The 16210-nt window shown below is 71.4% G+C and carries 9 protein-coding genes; all 9 read left to right on the forward strand.

Annotated elements, in window-relative coordinates:
• Positions 1–42 precede the first annotated feature (42 nt).
• The 9 genes from B7495_RS04185 (at position 43) to B7495_RS04225 (ending at position 16139) form a co-directional block, all read left to right on the forward strand.
• Complete coding sequence (locus B7495_RS04185; RefSeq protein WP_088455465.1) at positions 43–1470, forward strand: gamma-aminobutyraldehyde dehydrogenase; 1428 nt, start codon at positions 43–45, stop codon at positions 1468–1470.
• 46 nt (positions 1471–1516) lie between these two features.
• Positions 1517–2581, forward strand: coding sequence for an FHA domain-containing protein (locus tag B7495_RS04190; RefSeq protein ID WP_088455466.1), 1065 nt, complete (start codon positions 1517–1519; stop codon positions 2579–2581).
• A 48-nt stretch (positions 2582–2629) separates the two neighbouring features.
• Positions 2630–3520 carry a PP2C family serine/threonine-protein phosphatase gene (locus tag B7495_RS04195; protein WP_088455467.1) on the forward strand — a complete coding sequence of 297 codons (891 nt, stop codon included), beginning with the start codon at positions 2630–2632 and terminating at the stop codon, positions 3518–3520.
• Between the two features lie 130 nt (positions 3521–3650).
• Positions 3651–5096, forward strand: a complete 1446-nt coding sequence (locus tag B7495_RS04200; RefSeq protein WP_088455468.1) for a serine/threonine-protein kinase — start codon at positions 3651–3653, stop codon at positions 5094–5096.
• Positions 5093–11008, forward strand: coding sequence for an Ig-like domain-containing protein (locus tag B7495_RS04205; RefSeq protein WP_088455469.1), 5916 nt, complete (start codon positions 5093–5095; stop codon positions 11006–11008). Before B7495_RS04200 ends, B7495_RS04205 begins: the two co-directional genes overlap by 4 nt.
• A gap of 59 nt (positions 11009–11067) precedes the next feature.
• Positions 11068–12048 (forward strand): MoxR family ATPase, encoded by a 981-nt coding sequence (locus B7495_RS04210; RefSeq protein ID WP_088457898.1) that lies wholly within the window; start codon positions 11068–11070, stop codon positions 12046–12048.
• Positions 12038–13210, forward strand: coding sequence for a DUF58 domain-containing protein (locus B7495_RS04215; RefSeq protein ID WP_088455470.1), 1173 nt, complete (start codon positions 12038–12040; stop codon positions 13208–13210). Before B7495_RS04210 ends, B7495_RS04215 begins: the two co-directional genes overlap by 11 nt.
• Entirely contained in the window at positions 13207–15537 is a 2331-nt protein-coding gene (locus B7495_RS04220) for a transglutaminase domain-containing protein (RefSeq protein WP_088455471.1), read from the forward strand. The genes B7495_RS04215 and B7495_RS04220 overlap by 4 nt, the downstream gene beginning before the upstream one ends.
• Positions 15534–16139 (forward strand): FHA domain-containing protein, encoded by a 606-nt coding sequence (locus tag B7495_RS04225; protein WP_088455472.1) that lies wholly within the window; start codon positions 15534–15536, stop codon positions 16137–16139. Before B7495_RS04220 ends, B7495_RS04225 begins: the two co-directional genes overlap by 4 nt.
• Positions 16140–16210: the final 71 nt, after the last annotated feature.

The raw sequence follows: 16210 nt of genomic DNA on the forward strand, positions 1-16210 counted from the left end.
CACGAGTTTCACAACGGATTCCGGGCGGCTAGGCTGACGCGCATGAGCGCGCTACGCAACTTCATCAACGGCGACCACGTCGAGTCCACCTCAGCGACCACCATCGACCTCATCGACCCTGCCACCGAGCAGAGCTACGGCTCCAGCCCGGTGTCGACCGCCGCCGACGTGGATTCGGCCTACCGGGCCGCCGCGGCCGCGTTCGAGGGTTGGGGCGAATCCACCCCCGCCGAACGCCAGCTGGCCCTGTTCCGCATCGCCGATGGCGTGGAGGCGCGCGCAGAGGAATTCGCCGACGCGGAATCCCGGGACACCGGCAAACCGCGCAGCACCCTCGTCGACGACGAGATCCTGGTGTCGGTGGACCAGATCCGGTTCTTCGCCGGTGCCGCCAGGGTGCTCGAGGGCAGAAGCGGCGGCGAGTATATGAAGGACCACACCTCTTTCATCCGCCGGGAGCCGATCGGCGTCGTCGGTCAGGTGACACCGTGGAATTACCCGCTGAACATGGCGGTGTGGAAGTTCGCCCCGGCGCTCGCCGCCGGCAACACCACGGTGCTCAAGCCCTCCGACACCACCCCGAGCGCCACCCTGCTGCTGGCGGAGGTGGCTGCGGAGTTCCTGCCGCCGGGCGTGTTCAACGTGGTGATGGGGGATCGCAGCACCGGAGCGGCGATGATCGACCACAAGATCCCGCAACTGGTCTCGATCACCGGTTCGGTGCGCGCCGGCATGGAGGTGGCCAGGGCCGCCGCCACCGACCTCAAACGGGTGCACCTGGAGCTCGGCGGCAAGGCGCCGGTCGTCGTCTTCGACGACGCCGACATCGCGCAGGCCGTTGAGGGCATCAGCGCGGCAGGCTTCTTCAACGCCGGCCAGGACTGCACGGCAGCCACCCGGGTGCTCGTGCAGGCCGGCATCCACGACGAGTTCGTGGCGGCGCTCGCCGCCCACGCCGCCCAGAACGCCCGCACCGGGCCGCCGAGCGAGGCGGGCATCCTGTTCGGACCGGTGAACAACCGCAACCAGCTGGACCAGGTGACCGGCTTCATCGACCGGCTGCCCGACCACGCCGTGGTCGAGCTCGGCGGCCACCGGCAGGGCAGCACCGGCTATTTCCACGAGGCCACCGTGGTGAGCGGGCTGCGGCAGACCGACGAGGCGGTGCAGCGGGAGATCTTCGGCCCGGTGATCACCGTGCAGAGCTTCACCGATGAAGCCGAGGCCCTGGCCTGGGCCAACGACGTGCAGTACGGGCTGGCCTCGTCGGTGTGGACCTCCAATCATGGGCGGGCCATGCGGATGGCCAAGCGCCTGGACTTCGGCTGCGTCTGGATCAACACCCACATTCCGATCGTCGCCGAGATGCCGCACGGCGGGTTCAAACACTCCGGCTACGGCAAGGACCTGTCAATGTACGGCTTCGAGGACTACACCCGGATCAAGCACGTGATGAGCTACATCGGCTGAGTCGACTCGGCCGTCGGGTTTAGCATCAAAGGAACGAGGGAGCCTGATGCAACTGGGACGGGTCGGCTGCGAGACCGCGCCGTTGGAGAGCGCCGAATGGACGTTCGTGGTGGGCCGCGGGTTCCTGGCCGTTGTGCCCGCCAGCACCGCCAGCCCCGTCGTGGCCGCCCTGCACGCCCTCGCCGCTGAGACCGCCGTCACACTCGAGGCGCTCGTGTCGCTGATCCCGCTTGGCGGTGCTGGAGAACCGGACGCGTTCGCGGTGATCGTGCCGGGCGTCCGCCGCGCCGGCGACGGGACAAACGGAGACGACCCGACGCAAGACGGCATCCCCGTGCACGCCGTCGTGCGTGGAGCCATCGCCGTGGACGTCTTCTCGATCGGGGGATCCCGCCGGTTCACCGACCGCAACATCAGGCCCTGGCTGCTGGCGGAGTTCCAGTCCGTGACCGGGCTGGTGATCGGCTCACCGCTGGCCGCCGTCGCTCGGGCCGACCGGCTGGCTGCCGGGCGGATGCTGGGCACGGGCATCGACGCCGGTGACACCCTGTTCTGGTCGGTCGCCGGGGAACCGGACGGCACCGCTGACACTGTGCTTCGCCCCAGGCGGATCGTGGACGACACCGTCGTGCTTGACCGGCGAATGCGTGACCGTGTTGTCGTCGTGGCCGCCGGTGCACCGGCCGTCGAGCCGTCGGGCGAACCGGCCGACCCCTCCGTCGGCGAATCCGCCGCCGAATCTGCCGCCGACGAACCCGCCGACCGGCCGGGGCCCCACGGGTTCAGGTTGGCCACCGGCGAGGTGGTGCGACTGGGCGCGGTGTACCGGATCGGGCGAAGCCCCCGGCCTCGGCGCATCCAGCCCGGTGAGCGGCTGGAGCTGATCGTGGTGGCCTCAACGACAGCGCTCGTCTCGGCGAATCACCTCGAAATCCGGCAGGACGGCGACGCCGTCGTCGTCACCGACCTCGGTTCGACGAACGGCACACTGGTTCATTTTCCCCTCGGTCGCACCCAGCGGTTGCGCTTCGGAGCCTCGCTCACGGTGTTGCCCGGTACAACGGTGGACATCGGGGACGGTAACCTGATCGAGATACTGCCAGCGGACTGACCGTCGTTCGCTGCGTTGCCGCACGTTTGTATTCGGAAGGCACCACCCGTGACCCAGATAGGTCAAGGCTCACCCAGCCACACGATCGCGCTCCCCGCGGTGAAGAAATCCGTCACCCTGGCCTGGTCCGCGCTCACCGACGTTGGTCATCGCCGCGAAGTCAATGAAGACAGCCTGGTAACCCGATCACCCATTTTTGCGGTGGCCGACGGCATGGGCGGCCACTCCGCCGGCGATGTCGCCAGCAAGGCCGTGGTGACCCGGCTCGCCGAACTGGGCAGCGACGCTGATACGACGGCAGAGGCCATCAACCGGGCCCTCGCCCTCGCCGTTGACGACATGAAGGCCGGCGAAGGCGTCACCGACCTGGGCACCGGCACCACCGTCACCGGCGTTGCCGTGGCCATCGTCTCGGATGCCCCGCAGTTCATCGCGTACAACATCGGCGACTCGCGGGTCTACCAGCTCAGCTCCGGAGTCCTGGAGCAGGTGACGGTCGACCATTCGGTGGTGCAGGAGCTCGTCGACGCGGGCCGGATCACCCGTGAGGAAGCGGATGTGCATCCGCACGGAAATGTCATCACCCGGGCCGTCGGATTCCACGAACCACCGGTGCCCGACTATCGCATCCTGCCGCTGACGGCGGGCCAGCGCATCCTGGTCTGTTCGGACGGTCTCACCAAGGAGCTGACCGCATACGGCATCCGGCATTTTCTGCTGTCGAACCCGAAGGCCGAGGACGCCGTCGCGGCCCTGGTGACCGCGGCGCTGGAGAACGGCGGCCGCGACAACGTGACCGCGATAGTCCTGGACGTGCTCAGCGTCGACGATCTCGACGGTAGTCATGACGAGAGTGTTCATGACGCCGATGTTCATGACGACGATGCTCATGACGCCGGTGTTCATGACGACGCGGCCGACGCCGCTGCCGGGGCCTGACGACCCGCAGCCGTAGAATTGTGCAGGGTCGTCGATACCCGTGACGACGACCACATCCTGCGATCAGGCAGGGCAAGCAGGCAATCCGGTCGGTTCCTTCGACCGTTCGAGACGATTCACGGGAGGCGCCATGGCGGTAAGACTGCCGTCGACGCCCCCGGCCCTGCCGGGGTTCTCCTACCTGAGGCCGTTGGGTGCCGGTGGCTTCGCCGATGTGTTCCTGTACGAACAGAACCTGCCGCGGCGCCAGGTGGCAGTCAAGGTCCTCATCGCCGAGGTTGTCAGCGACCCGGTCAGGCGTCTGTTCCAGGCCGAGGCGAACCTGATGGCTCAGCTGTCAGCCCACCCGTCGGTGCTCACGGTGTTCCAGGCCGGGGTGTCCGCCGACGGCCGCCCGTTCCTGGTGATGGAGTACTGCTCCAACGCCCTCGAGCAGCGCTACCGGTCGGGCCGCCTGCCGGTGTCCGAACTGCTCCGGATCGGGGTGACCATCGCCAGCGCCGTGGAGACCGCCCATCGGGCCGGCGTGCTGCACCGGGACATCAAGCCGTCGAACATCCTGATCACCGCGTACGGGCATCCGGTCCTGTCCGACTTCGGCATTGCGGCCACCCTCGGTGAGGTGGAGGAGAGCGACCAGGTCGGGCTCTCGATCCCGTGGTCGGCGCCCGAGGTGCTGTTCGACGAGAGCCCGGGCTCGGTGGCCGCCGAGGTCTGGTCACTCGGGGCGACGCTCTACACGCTGCTGGCCGGCCGGTCGCCGTTCGAACTACCCGGCGATCGCAACGGGCCCGCCCAGCTGATGGCCCGCATCCAGAAGATGGCCCTGCCGCCCATCGGTCGGCCCGACGTGCCGGAGCGCCTGGAGCTGGTGCTGGCCCGGGCCCTCTCCAAACGCCCCGAGCGGCGCCAGGCCAGTGCGCTCGAGCTGATCCGGGAGCTGCAGGCCGTAGAGGCCGAGCTCGGGCTCGCCCAGACTCCGCTCGAGCTCGCGACGGCCGAGTGGGAAGCCCAGGCCGCCGGGGACGCCGACGATCAGACCCGCATCACCGGCCTGGTCTCCGTGGACGCTCAGCCGGCCCGCCGCCAACGTCGGGAGTCGGGCGCCGCCCGCACCGCTGCTTCGCCGGCCCGCGCCGACCCGACCCGCGCCGACCGTCCGCGCCCCGCCCAGCGGCGGCGCACTCTCGCGGCCGTCGTCGCCGGCGGCCTGCTGGTGGTCGGGCTCGGCGTCGTCGCCGGCGCCCTGCTGCTCGGCCCGGTGCTCTCCGGCGCTCCCGCGAGCCCGGGGGACTCCGCGCTGCCGCGGGTCAGCGATGTCACCGGCCGCGCGGGCGATGGCACCATTGTGTTCAGCTGGGCCGACCCGGGCCTGCGCGACAGTGACAGCTACGTGGTCAGCCTGCGGAGCGGCGAGAGCAGCATCCAGCGCGGCACCCAGTTCACGGTCCAGACCGACACCGCGCCGAGCGGTGCCCGGACGCCGGTCTGCGTCACCGTGAGCGTGAACCGCGACGGACGCACCGGCGCCGCCAGCACCGAGAAGTGCGTCGACCCGGCCACGGGAGCGCAATGATCCGCCGCTGGCTGGCCACGCACCGCTCCCTCGCCGCCTCGATCACCGGCGGAACCCTGGTCACCGCCCTGGTGGTCACCGTCGCGGTGGTCTCCGGCGGCTACACCGCGCAGAAAGTCGACCTGGGTGACGCAGCCGTGTGGGTGGCCAGCGAAACCCGGCAGCTGGTGGGCAGAGTCAACACCGAGATCGCCGAACTGAACACCGTGGTTCCCGTCGAATCCGACCGCACCTCCGTGGTGCAGCACGGTGGGACAGTGCTCGTGGTCGACGCCGGCAACGGCACCCTGGACATCCTCGACCCGGCCACCGCGACGGTCACCGACAGTGTGGCGCTGCCGCCGGATGCCCCCGAGGTGCGTCTGGCGGGTGACCTAGCCGCGATCTCGGCCGACGGCGACCTCTGGCGGGCGAACAGCGCCGACCTGGCGACTTTCGACAGCACCACAGATCCCGCCCTCGCGCTGGGCACCGGGACCCTGTTCAGCCTCGACGCGGTCGGCGTCCTGTTCGCGTTCACCCCGGCCACGCAGACCCTCGTGCGGATCGACCCCGACCACCCGGATGCCGTCGCCGAGACGAGGACGGTATCGGCCGGGGACCCCTCAGACGTCTACCAGCTCAGCCAGGTGAACGGCAGCTGGGCGCTGCTGAACACGACTACCGGCATCCTGCACCTACCCCAACGCGCCGTCGACCTCAGCGGCAGCCTCACTGACCTGCCCCGACTGCAGGAGCCGGCGACGGCCGGCGACAGGGTTCTGATCGCGCACCGCAGCGGTCTGCTCAGCGTGCCACTCGACCGTGGGGCTGCCACCGAACTCCTGGCCGACCAGTCTGTCGCCGGCAGCCCGGCCGCGCCCGCCCAGGACGGTCGATGTGCCTACGCGGCGTGGACGGACGGCACCGCCTGGCAGGCCTGCGGCATCGGCTCGCCGGCTGGAACCACGGCAACCCTCGCCGGACTCGCCGGCGACGCGCGCCTGGAATACCGGCAGAACGGCACCCGGCTGCTGCTCAACGACGCCCGCAACGGCGCCACCTGGAACGTGCAGCGGGACAACGAACTCATCGACAACTGGGACGACCTCATCGACCCAGTCTCCGACCAGCAGGAGGTGACCAGCGCCACCGACGACACCCCGCCGGACTACGAGGACACCCAGCTGCCGCCGGTCGCGATCGACGACGCGTTCGGCGCCCGCCCCGGCCGCACGGTCACCCTGCCGGTGCTCCTGAACGACTACGACCCCAACGACGACGTGCTGGTCATCGACGGTGTGGAACCGCCGCCGGCCGAGCAGGGCCGCATCGACCTGGTCGCCGGCAACCAGCAGCTGCAGCTCACCCTCACCCCTGAGGCGTCCGGCAGCCTCAGCTTCGACTACACGGTCAGTGACGGACGCGGCGGCACCGCCGACGCCACCGTCACGGTCACGGTCCGCAGCCCGGACGAAAACTCCGCCCCCGCACAGGCCCGCCAGACCCGGGCCACCGTCGCGGCCGGCGGCAGCGTCGAGACCCAGGTGCTCGGCGACTGGATCGACCCGGACGGTGACCCGTTCTACCTCACCGCGGCCACCGCCGCGGTCCCGGACACCGCGACCTCGACGCCGGCCGGCGCCGTGCTGTTCACGGATGCCGGCGACGGCGGCGACGCCGCCCAGGTCGGCCTCGCCGTCTCGGACGGCAGCCTCACCGGCGCGGGGACCCTGGACGTGACGGTGCGTGCGGCCGGGACCGTGCCCATCGTCGCCGACGCGTTCGCCGTGCGCACCACGGCGGGCAGCGAGGTCACCGTCGCTCCGCTGGAGCACGCCCGCGGCGGCAATGGTCCGCTCCGCCTGGGCGCTGTGCCAGACAAGCCCGGTGTCAGCATCACGGCGGACTTCGCCGGCGGAACCTTCAGGTTCGCCACCGACACCGTCGGCGTGCACTACCTGGACTACGCGGTGACCGACGGCGCGACCACCGTGACCGGGCTGATCCGGGTCGACGTCGACCCCGCCCCTGACAGCCCCGGCCGGCCCATCACGGTGCCGCATACCGCCTTCCTGCGCCCGCAGCAGCCCACCGTCATCGACGTGCTCGCAACCGACATCGATCCGGCCGGGGGAGTGCTGCTGGTCACCGGAAGCTCCAACGTGCCTGCCGGCAGCGGACTGACCGTCGAGATCCTCGACCAGCACCTTCTGAGGGTCACCCTGACCCGCCCGCTCGAGTCGGGCACGACCAGCTTCGACTACACGGTGAGCAACGGCCTGGCCTCGGCCACCGGCACCGTCACGGTGATCGAGATCCCCGCGGCGACCACCAGACAGCCGCCCGTCGCGGCGGCAGACTCGGTGTCGGTCCGGGTCGGCGACACCATCGACATCCCCGTGCTCGCCAACGACGAACACCCCGACGGCGACCCGCTTACTCTCGACCCCGTGCTCTCGACCCCGCTGCCCGCCGGCGCCGGGCTGCTCTTCGCCTCCGGCCGGGTGTTGCGCTACCTCGCCCCGGCCAGCACCGGCAACTTCACCGCCGTGTACAGGGTGAGCGCCCCTGACGGGCAGTTCGCCAACGCCGAGGTGCGCATCTCGGTGCGGGAGACCGACGCCGCCACCAACAACCCGCCGCTGCCGCCCACCGTCACCGCCCGGGTGCTGGCGGGTGACACCGTGCGCATCCAGATCCCGCGCACCGGGATCGACCCCGACGGTGACTCCGTGCAGCTGCTCGGCCAGGAGACCAACCCCGAGAAGGGCACCGTCACCGCCATCGACGCCGACTCGCTCAGCTACCGGGCCGGCGACTACTCAGCGGGTACAGACACCTTCAGCTACGCCGTCATCGACGCCCTCGGCGCCCGTGCCACCGGCACCGTGCGGGTGGGCATCAGCCCGCGCCCGGACGGGGCCCGCAACCCGGTCGCCGTGCCGGATGAGGTGACCGTGCGGCCCGGATCCCGGGTGTCGGTGCGGGTGCTCGGCAACGACTCCGACCCCGACGGCGGCGCACTGAGCATCACCGCGGTCGAGGCGACGGATGGTGCCGCGAGGGGGGCCGCCGGCACCGCCGTCGTCGACGGTGACCTCGTCGTGGTGCGCGCCCCGAACGTCAGCGGCCGGTACGGCTTCGTCTATCAGATCCAGAACGAGCGCGGCGGCACCGGCTCCGCCTTCCTCACCGTCGTCGTGACCCCGGACGCCCCCCGGGCCCTCCCCGAGGCCGCCGACACCCGGTTGATGCTCTCCGATGTGCTGGGCCGCGACACCGTCGACGTCGACGTGCTCGCCAGGGTGTTCTTCGCGGAAGGGTCGGCCAGGGACCTGTTGCTGGCCGTCCTGCCCGGCTACGACGGCGCGGCGACGGTCACCGACACCGCCCGGATCCGCGTGTCCGTCGCCAAGACCAGCCAGATCATCCCGTTCAGCGTCAGCCACCCCCAAGACCCCGAGATCATCGCCTACGCGTTCGTCTGGGTACCGGGAACCGACGACGCCCTCCCGCAGCTGCGGGCCGGGGCCGCCAAACTCGTCGTGGCCAGCGAGGCCACCATCGACATCGACATCAACGACTACGTCGTCGCCGTCGGCGACAAGCCCGTGCAACTGACCGACCGCAACACCGTGCGTGCCACGCACGCCAACGGCGCCGAACTCGCAACGGGTGCCCATACCCTCGCGTTCACCAGCGCGGACCAGTATTTCGGGCCCGCCTCCATCTCCTTCGAGGTGACCGACGGCGCCAGCGCGACCGACCCCGCCGGACGCACTGCCACGATAGTGCTGCCGATCACCGTGACACCGCGGGAGAACCAGCCGCCCGCATTCGACGGGGCGGGAATCGACTTCGAACCCGGCCAGAAGAAAGTCATCGACCTGGCCAAGCTCACCTCCTACCCCTACCCGGAGGACCGCGACGAACTCGCCTACACTGTGCTCGACCCGGTGCCGACCGGCTTCGAGCAGACGCTGAACGGCAGCCTGCTCACCGTGACCGCTCTGGACGGCACCCCGAAGGGCAGCACCAGCGCGGTCACGATCGGGGTGCGCGACGACCTCAGCACCGGAAAGGCCGGGCGCGTCGAACTGAAGGTCGTGGCCTCCACCAGACCCCTCGCGCTGCCGGCGACGGATGCGGCCATCGCGCCCCGCGGGCGCAGCACCATCATCGATGTGCTCGCCAACGACGGCGCCACCAACCCGTTCCCCGCGGTCCCACTGCGCGTGCTCGCGGTACGCGGGCTGGATGCGGCCGCACTGCCCGCCGGGGTGACGATCACACCCAGCGCCGACAACAGCAGACTCACCGTGCGGGTGTCCGCCGACGCGCAGCCCACCGACAGCACCCTGCAGTACCAGGTCGCTGACGCCACCAACGACCCCGACCGGTACACCTGGGGCACCGTTCGGGTATCGGTGCAGGACGTTCCCGACGCCGTCACCGGGCTGCGGGCCACGGGCTTCTCCGACGGACGCGTCACCGTGGTCTTCAACCCCGGCGCCGCCAACAACTCGCCCATCACCGGCTACCAGGTGACCACCCTCGGCGCCGCCTCCGGCCGCCCCCTCGGCAGCACAGTGTGCGCGGCCACTTCCTGCACCCTCGCCACACCCGGCAACGGGCAGGCGAACGCCGTGCGCGTCAGCGTCGCCGCGCAGAACGGCGTCGGCACAGCGACGGCAGTCACCCTCGCCGCCACGGTCTGGTCCGACGTGATCCCGGCCGCACCCACCGGGCTCACCGCCGTGCCCGAAGACGGTGCCCTGCTGCTCGGCTGGGACGTCGTGGCGGCGACGGGCGGCGGCACCGCCATCCGCGGCTACCAGGTCAGTGTCGCCGGGGTCGCCCAACCCGAGGTGAGCGCCACCGGAGCCCGCTGCGCGGCCGCCCGCTGCACCCTGCGCGTAGACGGCCTGGCCAACGGGACCAGCATTGGCTATACCGTCAGTGCCCGCAACGACGCCTACCCCGCCCTGTCGAGCTGGAACACCACCGCCGCCACCGGAACGCCGTACGGCGCGGCGGTCGCCGGCGGGATCACCGCGACGGCGACCGATGTCAGCGGCGCCGTCACCGTGACCTGGGACGGTTTCGCCGATCGCGGCGACGCCGTCGCGGGCTACTTCGTGCAGCGGATCAGCGGCGGCGGGCAGCCCACCGGCGCGCAGGCCTGCTCGGTGTCGAGCCCCGCGCCCGGCACCGTCACGGCACCCCGCGCCGGAGGGGTGGTGCTCGACCAGAAAAGTGTGCCGGCCGGCGGGCGCAGCGCCGTGTTCGACGGCCTGCTCGCCGACGATGGCAGTTACTCATTCGTGGTCTGGGGGTACAACCGGGCCGGCTGCGCGGCGACCGCCGTTGCCACGGTCCTGGTGCGGCCCGCTCCCGGCGCGATCAGCCAGGTGCAGGGTGCGATGGAGCAGCAGGGTGACGCCTGGGACTACCACCTCACCGGGGTGACCCCGTCAGCCGGTGTCGACCACTACAACATCCGGGCCGCGGATGGCTCCGGCTCGGTACAGCGCTTCGGCGGCAGCACCTGGCCGCGCGACCTGCTCGGCCTGCCGTTCGGCCCCGCGGTGGCCTTCCAGCTGCAGGCCTGCACGGTGTGGGGCTCCTGCGGGCCGTGGTCGGGCACCACCACCGCGCCGGAGGCATCCGTCACCTTCACCGTGACCGGACTGGCCTACGACGGCCCGTCCGGCCGGTTCTCCTGGACCGGCGCGCCGCAGAACGGCACCCTCGCGGCGACCTTCGCGTGCGCGGTCGCCGGAACGGCGTCGACTCCGGCCGACAGCGCCACCACCTGCACCCTGCCCGGCCCGCTGCCCGAATCCGGCACAGTGCTGCTCACCGTGACGGTGGACGGCCACACCTTCGACTACTCCCGCCCGATCCCGAAGAAAGCGATCACCCCATGACCCTGACCCCCGATCGTGTGAGCCCAGGCCAGCCGGGCGCCCGCCGCGACGCCGACCTGATGAGCATCGAGGAAGCCGGTCAGTTCGCGACCCTGTTCGACAGGCTGGTGCGCGGCGTCGAGGAGGTCGTGCTGGGCAAACAGCACGTCATCAGGCTGGCGTTCACCGCCCTGTTCAGTGAGGGCCACCTGCTCTTGGAGGACGTTCCCGGCACCGGGAAGACCTCACTGGCCCGTGCCATCGCGCAGAGCGTGCGCGGCACCAGCAACCGGGTGCAGTTCACTCCCGACCTGCTGCCGGGCGACATCACCGGCGTGAGCATCTTCGACCAGCGAACGGCCACCTTCGAATTCCACCGCGGACCGGTGTTCGCCAACATCGTGCTGGCCGACGAGATCAACCGGGCCAGCCCCAAGACCCAGGCCGCATTGCTCGAGGTGATGGAGGAGGGCCAGGTCACCGTTGACGGTGTCACCCACAGGGTGGCGGGCCCGTTCATGGTGATCGCGACCCAGAACCCGATCGAGCAGGCCGGCACCTACAGGCTTCCGGAGGCCCAGCTGGACAGGTTCCTGATGAAGACCTCGATCGGCTACCCCGACCACGCGGCCACCGTGCGCATTCTGGAAGGCGCCGGCCGGCGCGCCCACGACGGCCGCCTGGCGCCGGTGCTCTCGGCCGAGTCCGTCGTCGAAGTGGCGGCGCTGGCCCGCACGGTGTTCGTCGACGCGACCATCAACGACTACGTCGCCCGACTCGTCGACGCCACCCGCACCAGCCCGGAGGTACGCCTGGGCGCCAGCGTGCGGGGTGCCCTCGCTCTCATCCGCACCGCCAAGACCTACGCGGCCTCCCAGGGCCGCCACTACGTGACCCCCGACGATGTGAAGGCGCTCGCCGAACCCGTGCTCGCGCACCGGCTGCTGCTGGACGCGGTGGCCGAATTCGACGGGGTCAGCGCGTCGAGCGTGATCGGCCGGATCCTGGTCGAGACGCCGCCGCCGCGCAGCGGGGAGGACCAGAGGCCGGATGTCCTCTAGACGAACCCGGCTGCTCCAGGCCGTCACACCGCTCGGCTGGGGCGTCGCCGGATGCGCGGCGGCACTTCTCGGCGCCGGCTACGGCCTGGGCTGGGCCGAACTCACCGTGATCGGCTGGGCGGCCGCCGTCCTGGTGGTCGGCGCGCTCGCGCACCTGCTCGGCCAGAGCGGCCACCACATCACGTTGACCCTGCCCGTCGAGAGGGTCGTCGCGGGGGAGCGGGTGCCCGGACAGGTCGACGTGCACAACCCGACCGGCCGGCGTCTGGCCGCCGTGACGGTTCAGGTACCGGTGGGCGCCGGGCTGGCCGAATTCCCGATGCCGTCCCTGGCCGCCCGAGCCGGCATCAACGAGGTGTTCGTGGTTCCCGCCGAGCGCCGGGGCATCATCCCGATCGGGCCCGTGCACACAGCGCGGGCCGATCCGGTGGGGTTGGTGCGGCTGGAGACGGTGCTCGCCCAGCGGATCGACCTCTACGTGCACCCGCGCACCATCGCCATCCCCAGCATGAGCCAGGGCTTCGTGCGCGACCTCGAGGGTCAACCCACCCGCGACCTCACCGCCAGCGACGTGGCGTTCCACGCGCTGCGCGAGTATCAGAGCGGCGACGAGCGGCGTAGCATCCACTGGAAGAGCACTGCCAAGACCGGCCGGCTCATGGTGCGCCAATACGAGCAGACCCGCCGCAGCCACCTGCTCGTGGCCCTGAGCCTGGCCACGGGCGACTTCGCCGACGACGAGGAATTCGAGCTCGCCGTCAGCGCGGCCGGCTCGCTGGGCATCCGGGCGATCCGTGATGCACGCACGGTGTCGGTGCTGGCCAGCTCGCGCCAGCTCAGCACGCTCACCCCCACCCGGCTGCTCGACGACCTGAGCGGCGTCGACCTGGCGCCAGACGCCGACGGCGTCCGCGCACTGTCCAGGCGGGCCGCCGCCGCCGTCGACGGGCTGTCGGTGGCGTTCCTGCTCTGCGGATCTGCGACGCCGTTGGCCGCACTGCGCGCCTCCGCGGCGGGATTCCCGCTCGGAGTCGAGGTGGTCGCCGTCGTCTGCGAGCCAGGGGCCCGCCCGGGCCTCCGCCGGGCCGGCGGACTGAGCCTGCTCACCATCGGCTTCCTCGACGACCTGCAGCACAGCCTGGCCCGGGGGGCCGCCGCATGAGCGGGCGCTTCATCATCGGCAACACCGTGGCCCTGTTGGCTGCCACCGGTGTGGCCGCCGCCGCCCTGTGGCCGATTTACCAGACCGGCGCCTTCGTGCTGCTCGTCGCCGTCGCCGCGGTGCTCGGCTGCGGCATCGCCCTCGTCGGCACCGCGTTCCGCTGGCCGGCCTGGCTGGTCGGCCTCACGACCATCGGCGGTTATCTCCTCGTCGGGGTTCCGCTGGCCGTGCCCGGCCGGGCCCTCTACGGGGTGCTGCCGAGCTTGGCCGGCCTCGCCGAGCTGGTGCCGGCCACGGCGCTCGGCTGGAAGCAACTCGTGACCATCGTTCTGCCGGTCGGGTCGTACCAGGCTCTGCTGGTTCCCGCGCTGATCCTGGTGCTGCTCAGCAGCGTCATCGGGCTCTCGGTGGCCCTCCGCAGCCGGGCCGCGGAACCGGCCCTGCTGGCGCCGGTGCTGCTGTTCGTGGCCGGCATCGCACTCGGCCCCAGCCAGGCCACGGCGCCCACACTGCTGGGCCTCGCGCTGTTCGCCGTGCTGGTGCTCTGGCTGCTCTGGCTGAACCTGGAACGCCGCCGGGGTCGCCTGCTGGTGTCGGCGACCGCGGCGCGGCTGCCGGCGGCCGACCGGCGGATGGGCGCGGCCCGGTCCGTGGTCGTCGCGGCTCTCGGGCTGACGGTGGCGGTCCTGGCCGGCACCGTCGCCGCCGTCGCCCTGCCGCCCACCGCGGCCAGGGACGTGCTGCGCACCCGAGTGGTGGCGCCTTTCGACGCCCGCGCCTACCCGAGTCCGCTGTCCGCGTTCCGCAACTACCAGCAGCCGGACCTCGCCGACACCGTGCTCTTCGAGGTCGAGGGGCTCCCGGCCGGCGGGCGCATCCGGCTGGCAACCCTCGACGACTACGACGGGGTGGTGTATTCGGTGGGCACCGCGGATGCGGCGGGGCCGGACTCCGGCACCTTCACCAGGCTGCCCTACCGCCTCGACCAGAGTGCCGTGCGCGGCGACGAGGTCTCCCTGTCGGTGTCGATCCGGGAGTACGACGGCGTCTGGGTGCCCGGCGTCGGAGCGCTGGAACAGATCGAGTTCACCGGCGCCACCGCGGCCGCCCGCCAGGAGTCGTTCGTGTACAACGACCTCGGTGGGACCGCCGCCGTGGTCACCGGCCTGGAGGAGGGCGACAGCTACACCAGCACCGCCGTCGTGCCCACTCTCGTCGGTGACCTGGCAGATGCCCGGCCCGGCTCCGCGGTCCTACCGCCCGCCGCGGTGCTGCCCGACGGCCTCGAAGAAACCCTGGCCGGTGTCCTGCGGCCGGGCGACACGCCGGGCCAGAGCCTGCAGGCCGTGCTCGACTTCCTGGCCACGACCGGATACGTCAGCCACGGCACCGCCGGGGAACCCGTCAGCCGGTCCGGGCACGGTGTTGACCGCATCGACGAGCTGCTGCAGGACCAGCCGATGCTCGGCGATGCCGAACAATACGCGGTCACGGCGGCTCTGATGGCCCGGCAGATCGGCTTTCCGGCGCGGGTGGTGGTGGGCTTTGTACCCGCCGCGGAGGGTGCTACCGCCCCGGTGACCGGCGCCGACGCCTCGGCGTGGATCGAGGTGCAGACCCAGGCCGACGGCTGGGTGGCGCTGGATCCCAACCCGCCCGTCCGGGAGATCCCGGCCCGCCAACCCGACGACCCCGCTCCGATCTCCCGCCCGCAGACCGTGCTGCCCCCGCCGGTGCCGGAGACCGCCGAACAACCCGAGCCCAGCCAGCCGGAAAGCCAGACCACCGACCCGCCCGCCGCTGCCGACCCGTTCTGGGCTGTGGTCAGGCTGATCGTGAGCATAGCGGCCTGGTCCCTGCTCGGGTTCGGCCTTCTCGCCGCACCGTTGCTCGGCATCGTTGTCGCCAAGTGGCGGCGTCGCCGACAGCGCCGTCTGGCCCACCGGCCGATCGACCGCATCGTGGGTGGCTGGCGGGAATTCGCCGACAGCGTGACCGATCACGGCCTGTTCGTGCCGCCCCTGGCGACCCGCACCGAGCTGGCCCGATCCGTCGGCGGAGTGCGCGCTCTCTGGCTGGCCCGGGAGGTGGACCGGGCCGTCTTCGCTCCCGACGGGGCGGCGGAGATCGACCCTGACGGCATCTGGGTGTCGGTGCGGGAGCTGCAGAATGGCCTGCGGGCCGGACTCAACCGTCGGGACCGCCTGCGCGCGGTCATCTCGGTGCGGTCATTCGGTCGCTACGCTAAGAGAACTGCCGGGCGGGATGGCCGGCGCAGGCGCAGGCTGTGGGGAGCTCGCGAGAGCACGAAGGGACCGGGTCAGTGAACTGCCAAATTTGCGGGGCGCACCTGCCAGAAGGCGCAATGTTCTGCGGCGGCTGCGGCAGCTCGACCTCGGCGACCCCCATCACCCGCAAGCGCGCCGACCCGCGCCCCAGCGACACCACCATTATCCAGCCGCTCGCACCCCGCACCACGGTGATCTCGGTGCCGTGGTGGCCGGCGGGTAACGGCCCTGCCGATGACCAGCCGGCCGATGGCGGGCCCCCGACCGTTCGCCCCGCCGGCGCTCACGCGGCGGCACCGGCCGAGAAGTCGCAGCCCGCACGGTACACCCTGCAGTTCAGCACCGGCGAAACCGTTTCGGTGCGCGGCAGTGGTCTCATCGGCCGCCGCCCGCTGCCCCAGCCGTCGGAACAGTTCGACCACCTGATCCAAATCACCGACCTGGGCATGTCGGTGTCCAAGAGCCACCTCGAATTCGGCCAGCACGACGGCGAGTTCTGGGTCAACGACAGGTTCTCCGGCAACGGCACCGTCGTGCGGCGGGCGCCGGCGCCGGCGCTGCGCTGCGAGCCGGGCCGGCGGTATCTGGTGGGCCGGGGTGCCAGGGTCGAGATCGGCGACCAGTTCTTCATGGTGCTCTAAGGCCTCGCCGCTCCTCCACACCCCGGTCGGTTCCCGCGTTCTGCACCGGGACCGCCGCATCGGTCGTCCCG

The organism is Cryobacterium sp. LW097 (assembly GCF_002205495.2).
In the GTDB taxonomy this organism is placed as follows: Bacteria; Actinomycetota; Actinomycetes; order Actinomycetales; family Microbacteriaceae; genus Cryobacterium; species Cryobacterium zongtaii.

What these genes read in the sequence shown, in the direction of transcription:
- B7495_RS04185 (WP_088455465.1), top strand. Translation starts at nt 43, where the DNA reads ATGAGCGCGCTACGCAACTTCATCAACGGCGACCACGTCGAGTCCACC.
- B7495_RS04190 (WP_088455466.1), top strand. Translation starts at nt 1,517, where the DNA reads ATGCAACTGGGACGGGTCGGCTGCGAGACCGCGCCGTTGGAGAGCGCC.
- B7495_RS04200 (WP_088455468.1), top strand. Translation starts at nt 3,651, where the DNA reads ATGGCGGTAAGACTGCCGTCGACGCCCCCGGCCCTGCCGGGGTTCTCC.
- B7495_RS04205 (WP_088455469.1), top strand. Translation starts at nt 5,093, where the DNA reads ATGATCCGCCGCTGGCTGGCCACGCACCGCTCCCTCGCCGCCTCGATC.
- B7495_RS04210 (WP_088457898.1), top strand. Translation starts at nt 11,068, where the DNA reads ATGAGCATCGAGGAAGCCGGTCAGTTCGCGACCCTGTTCGACAGGCTG.
- B7495_RS04215 (WP_088455470.1), top strand. Translation starts at nt 12,038, where the DNA reads ATGTCCTCTAGACGAACCCGGCTGCTCCAGGCCGTCACACCGCTCGGC.
- B7495_RS04220 (WP_088455471.1), top strand. Translation starts at nt 13,207, where the DNA reads ATGAGCGGGCGCTTCATCATCGGCAACACCGTGGCCCTGTTGGCTGCC.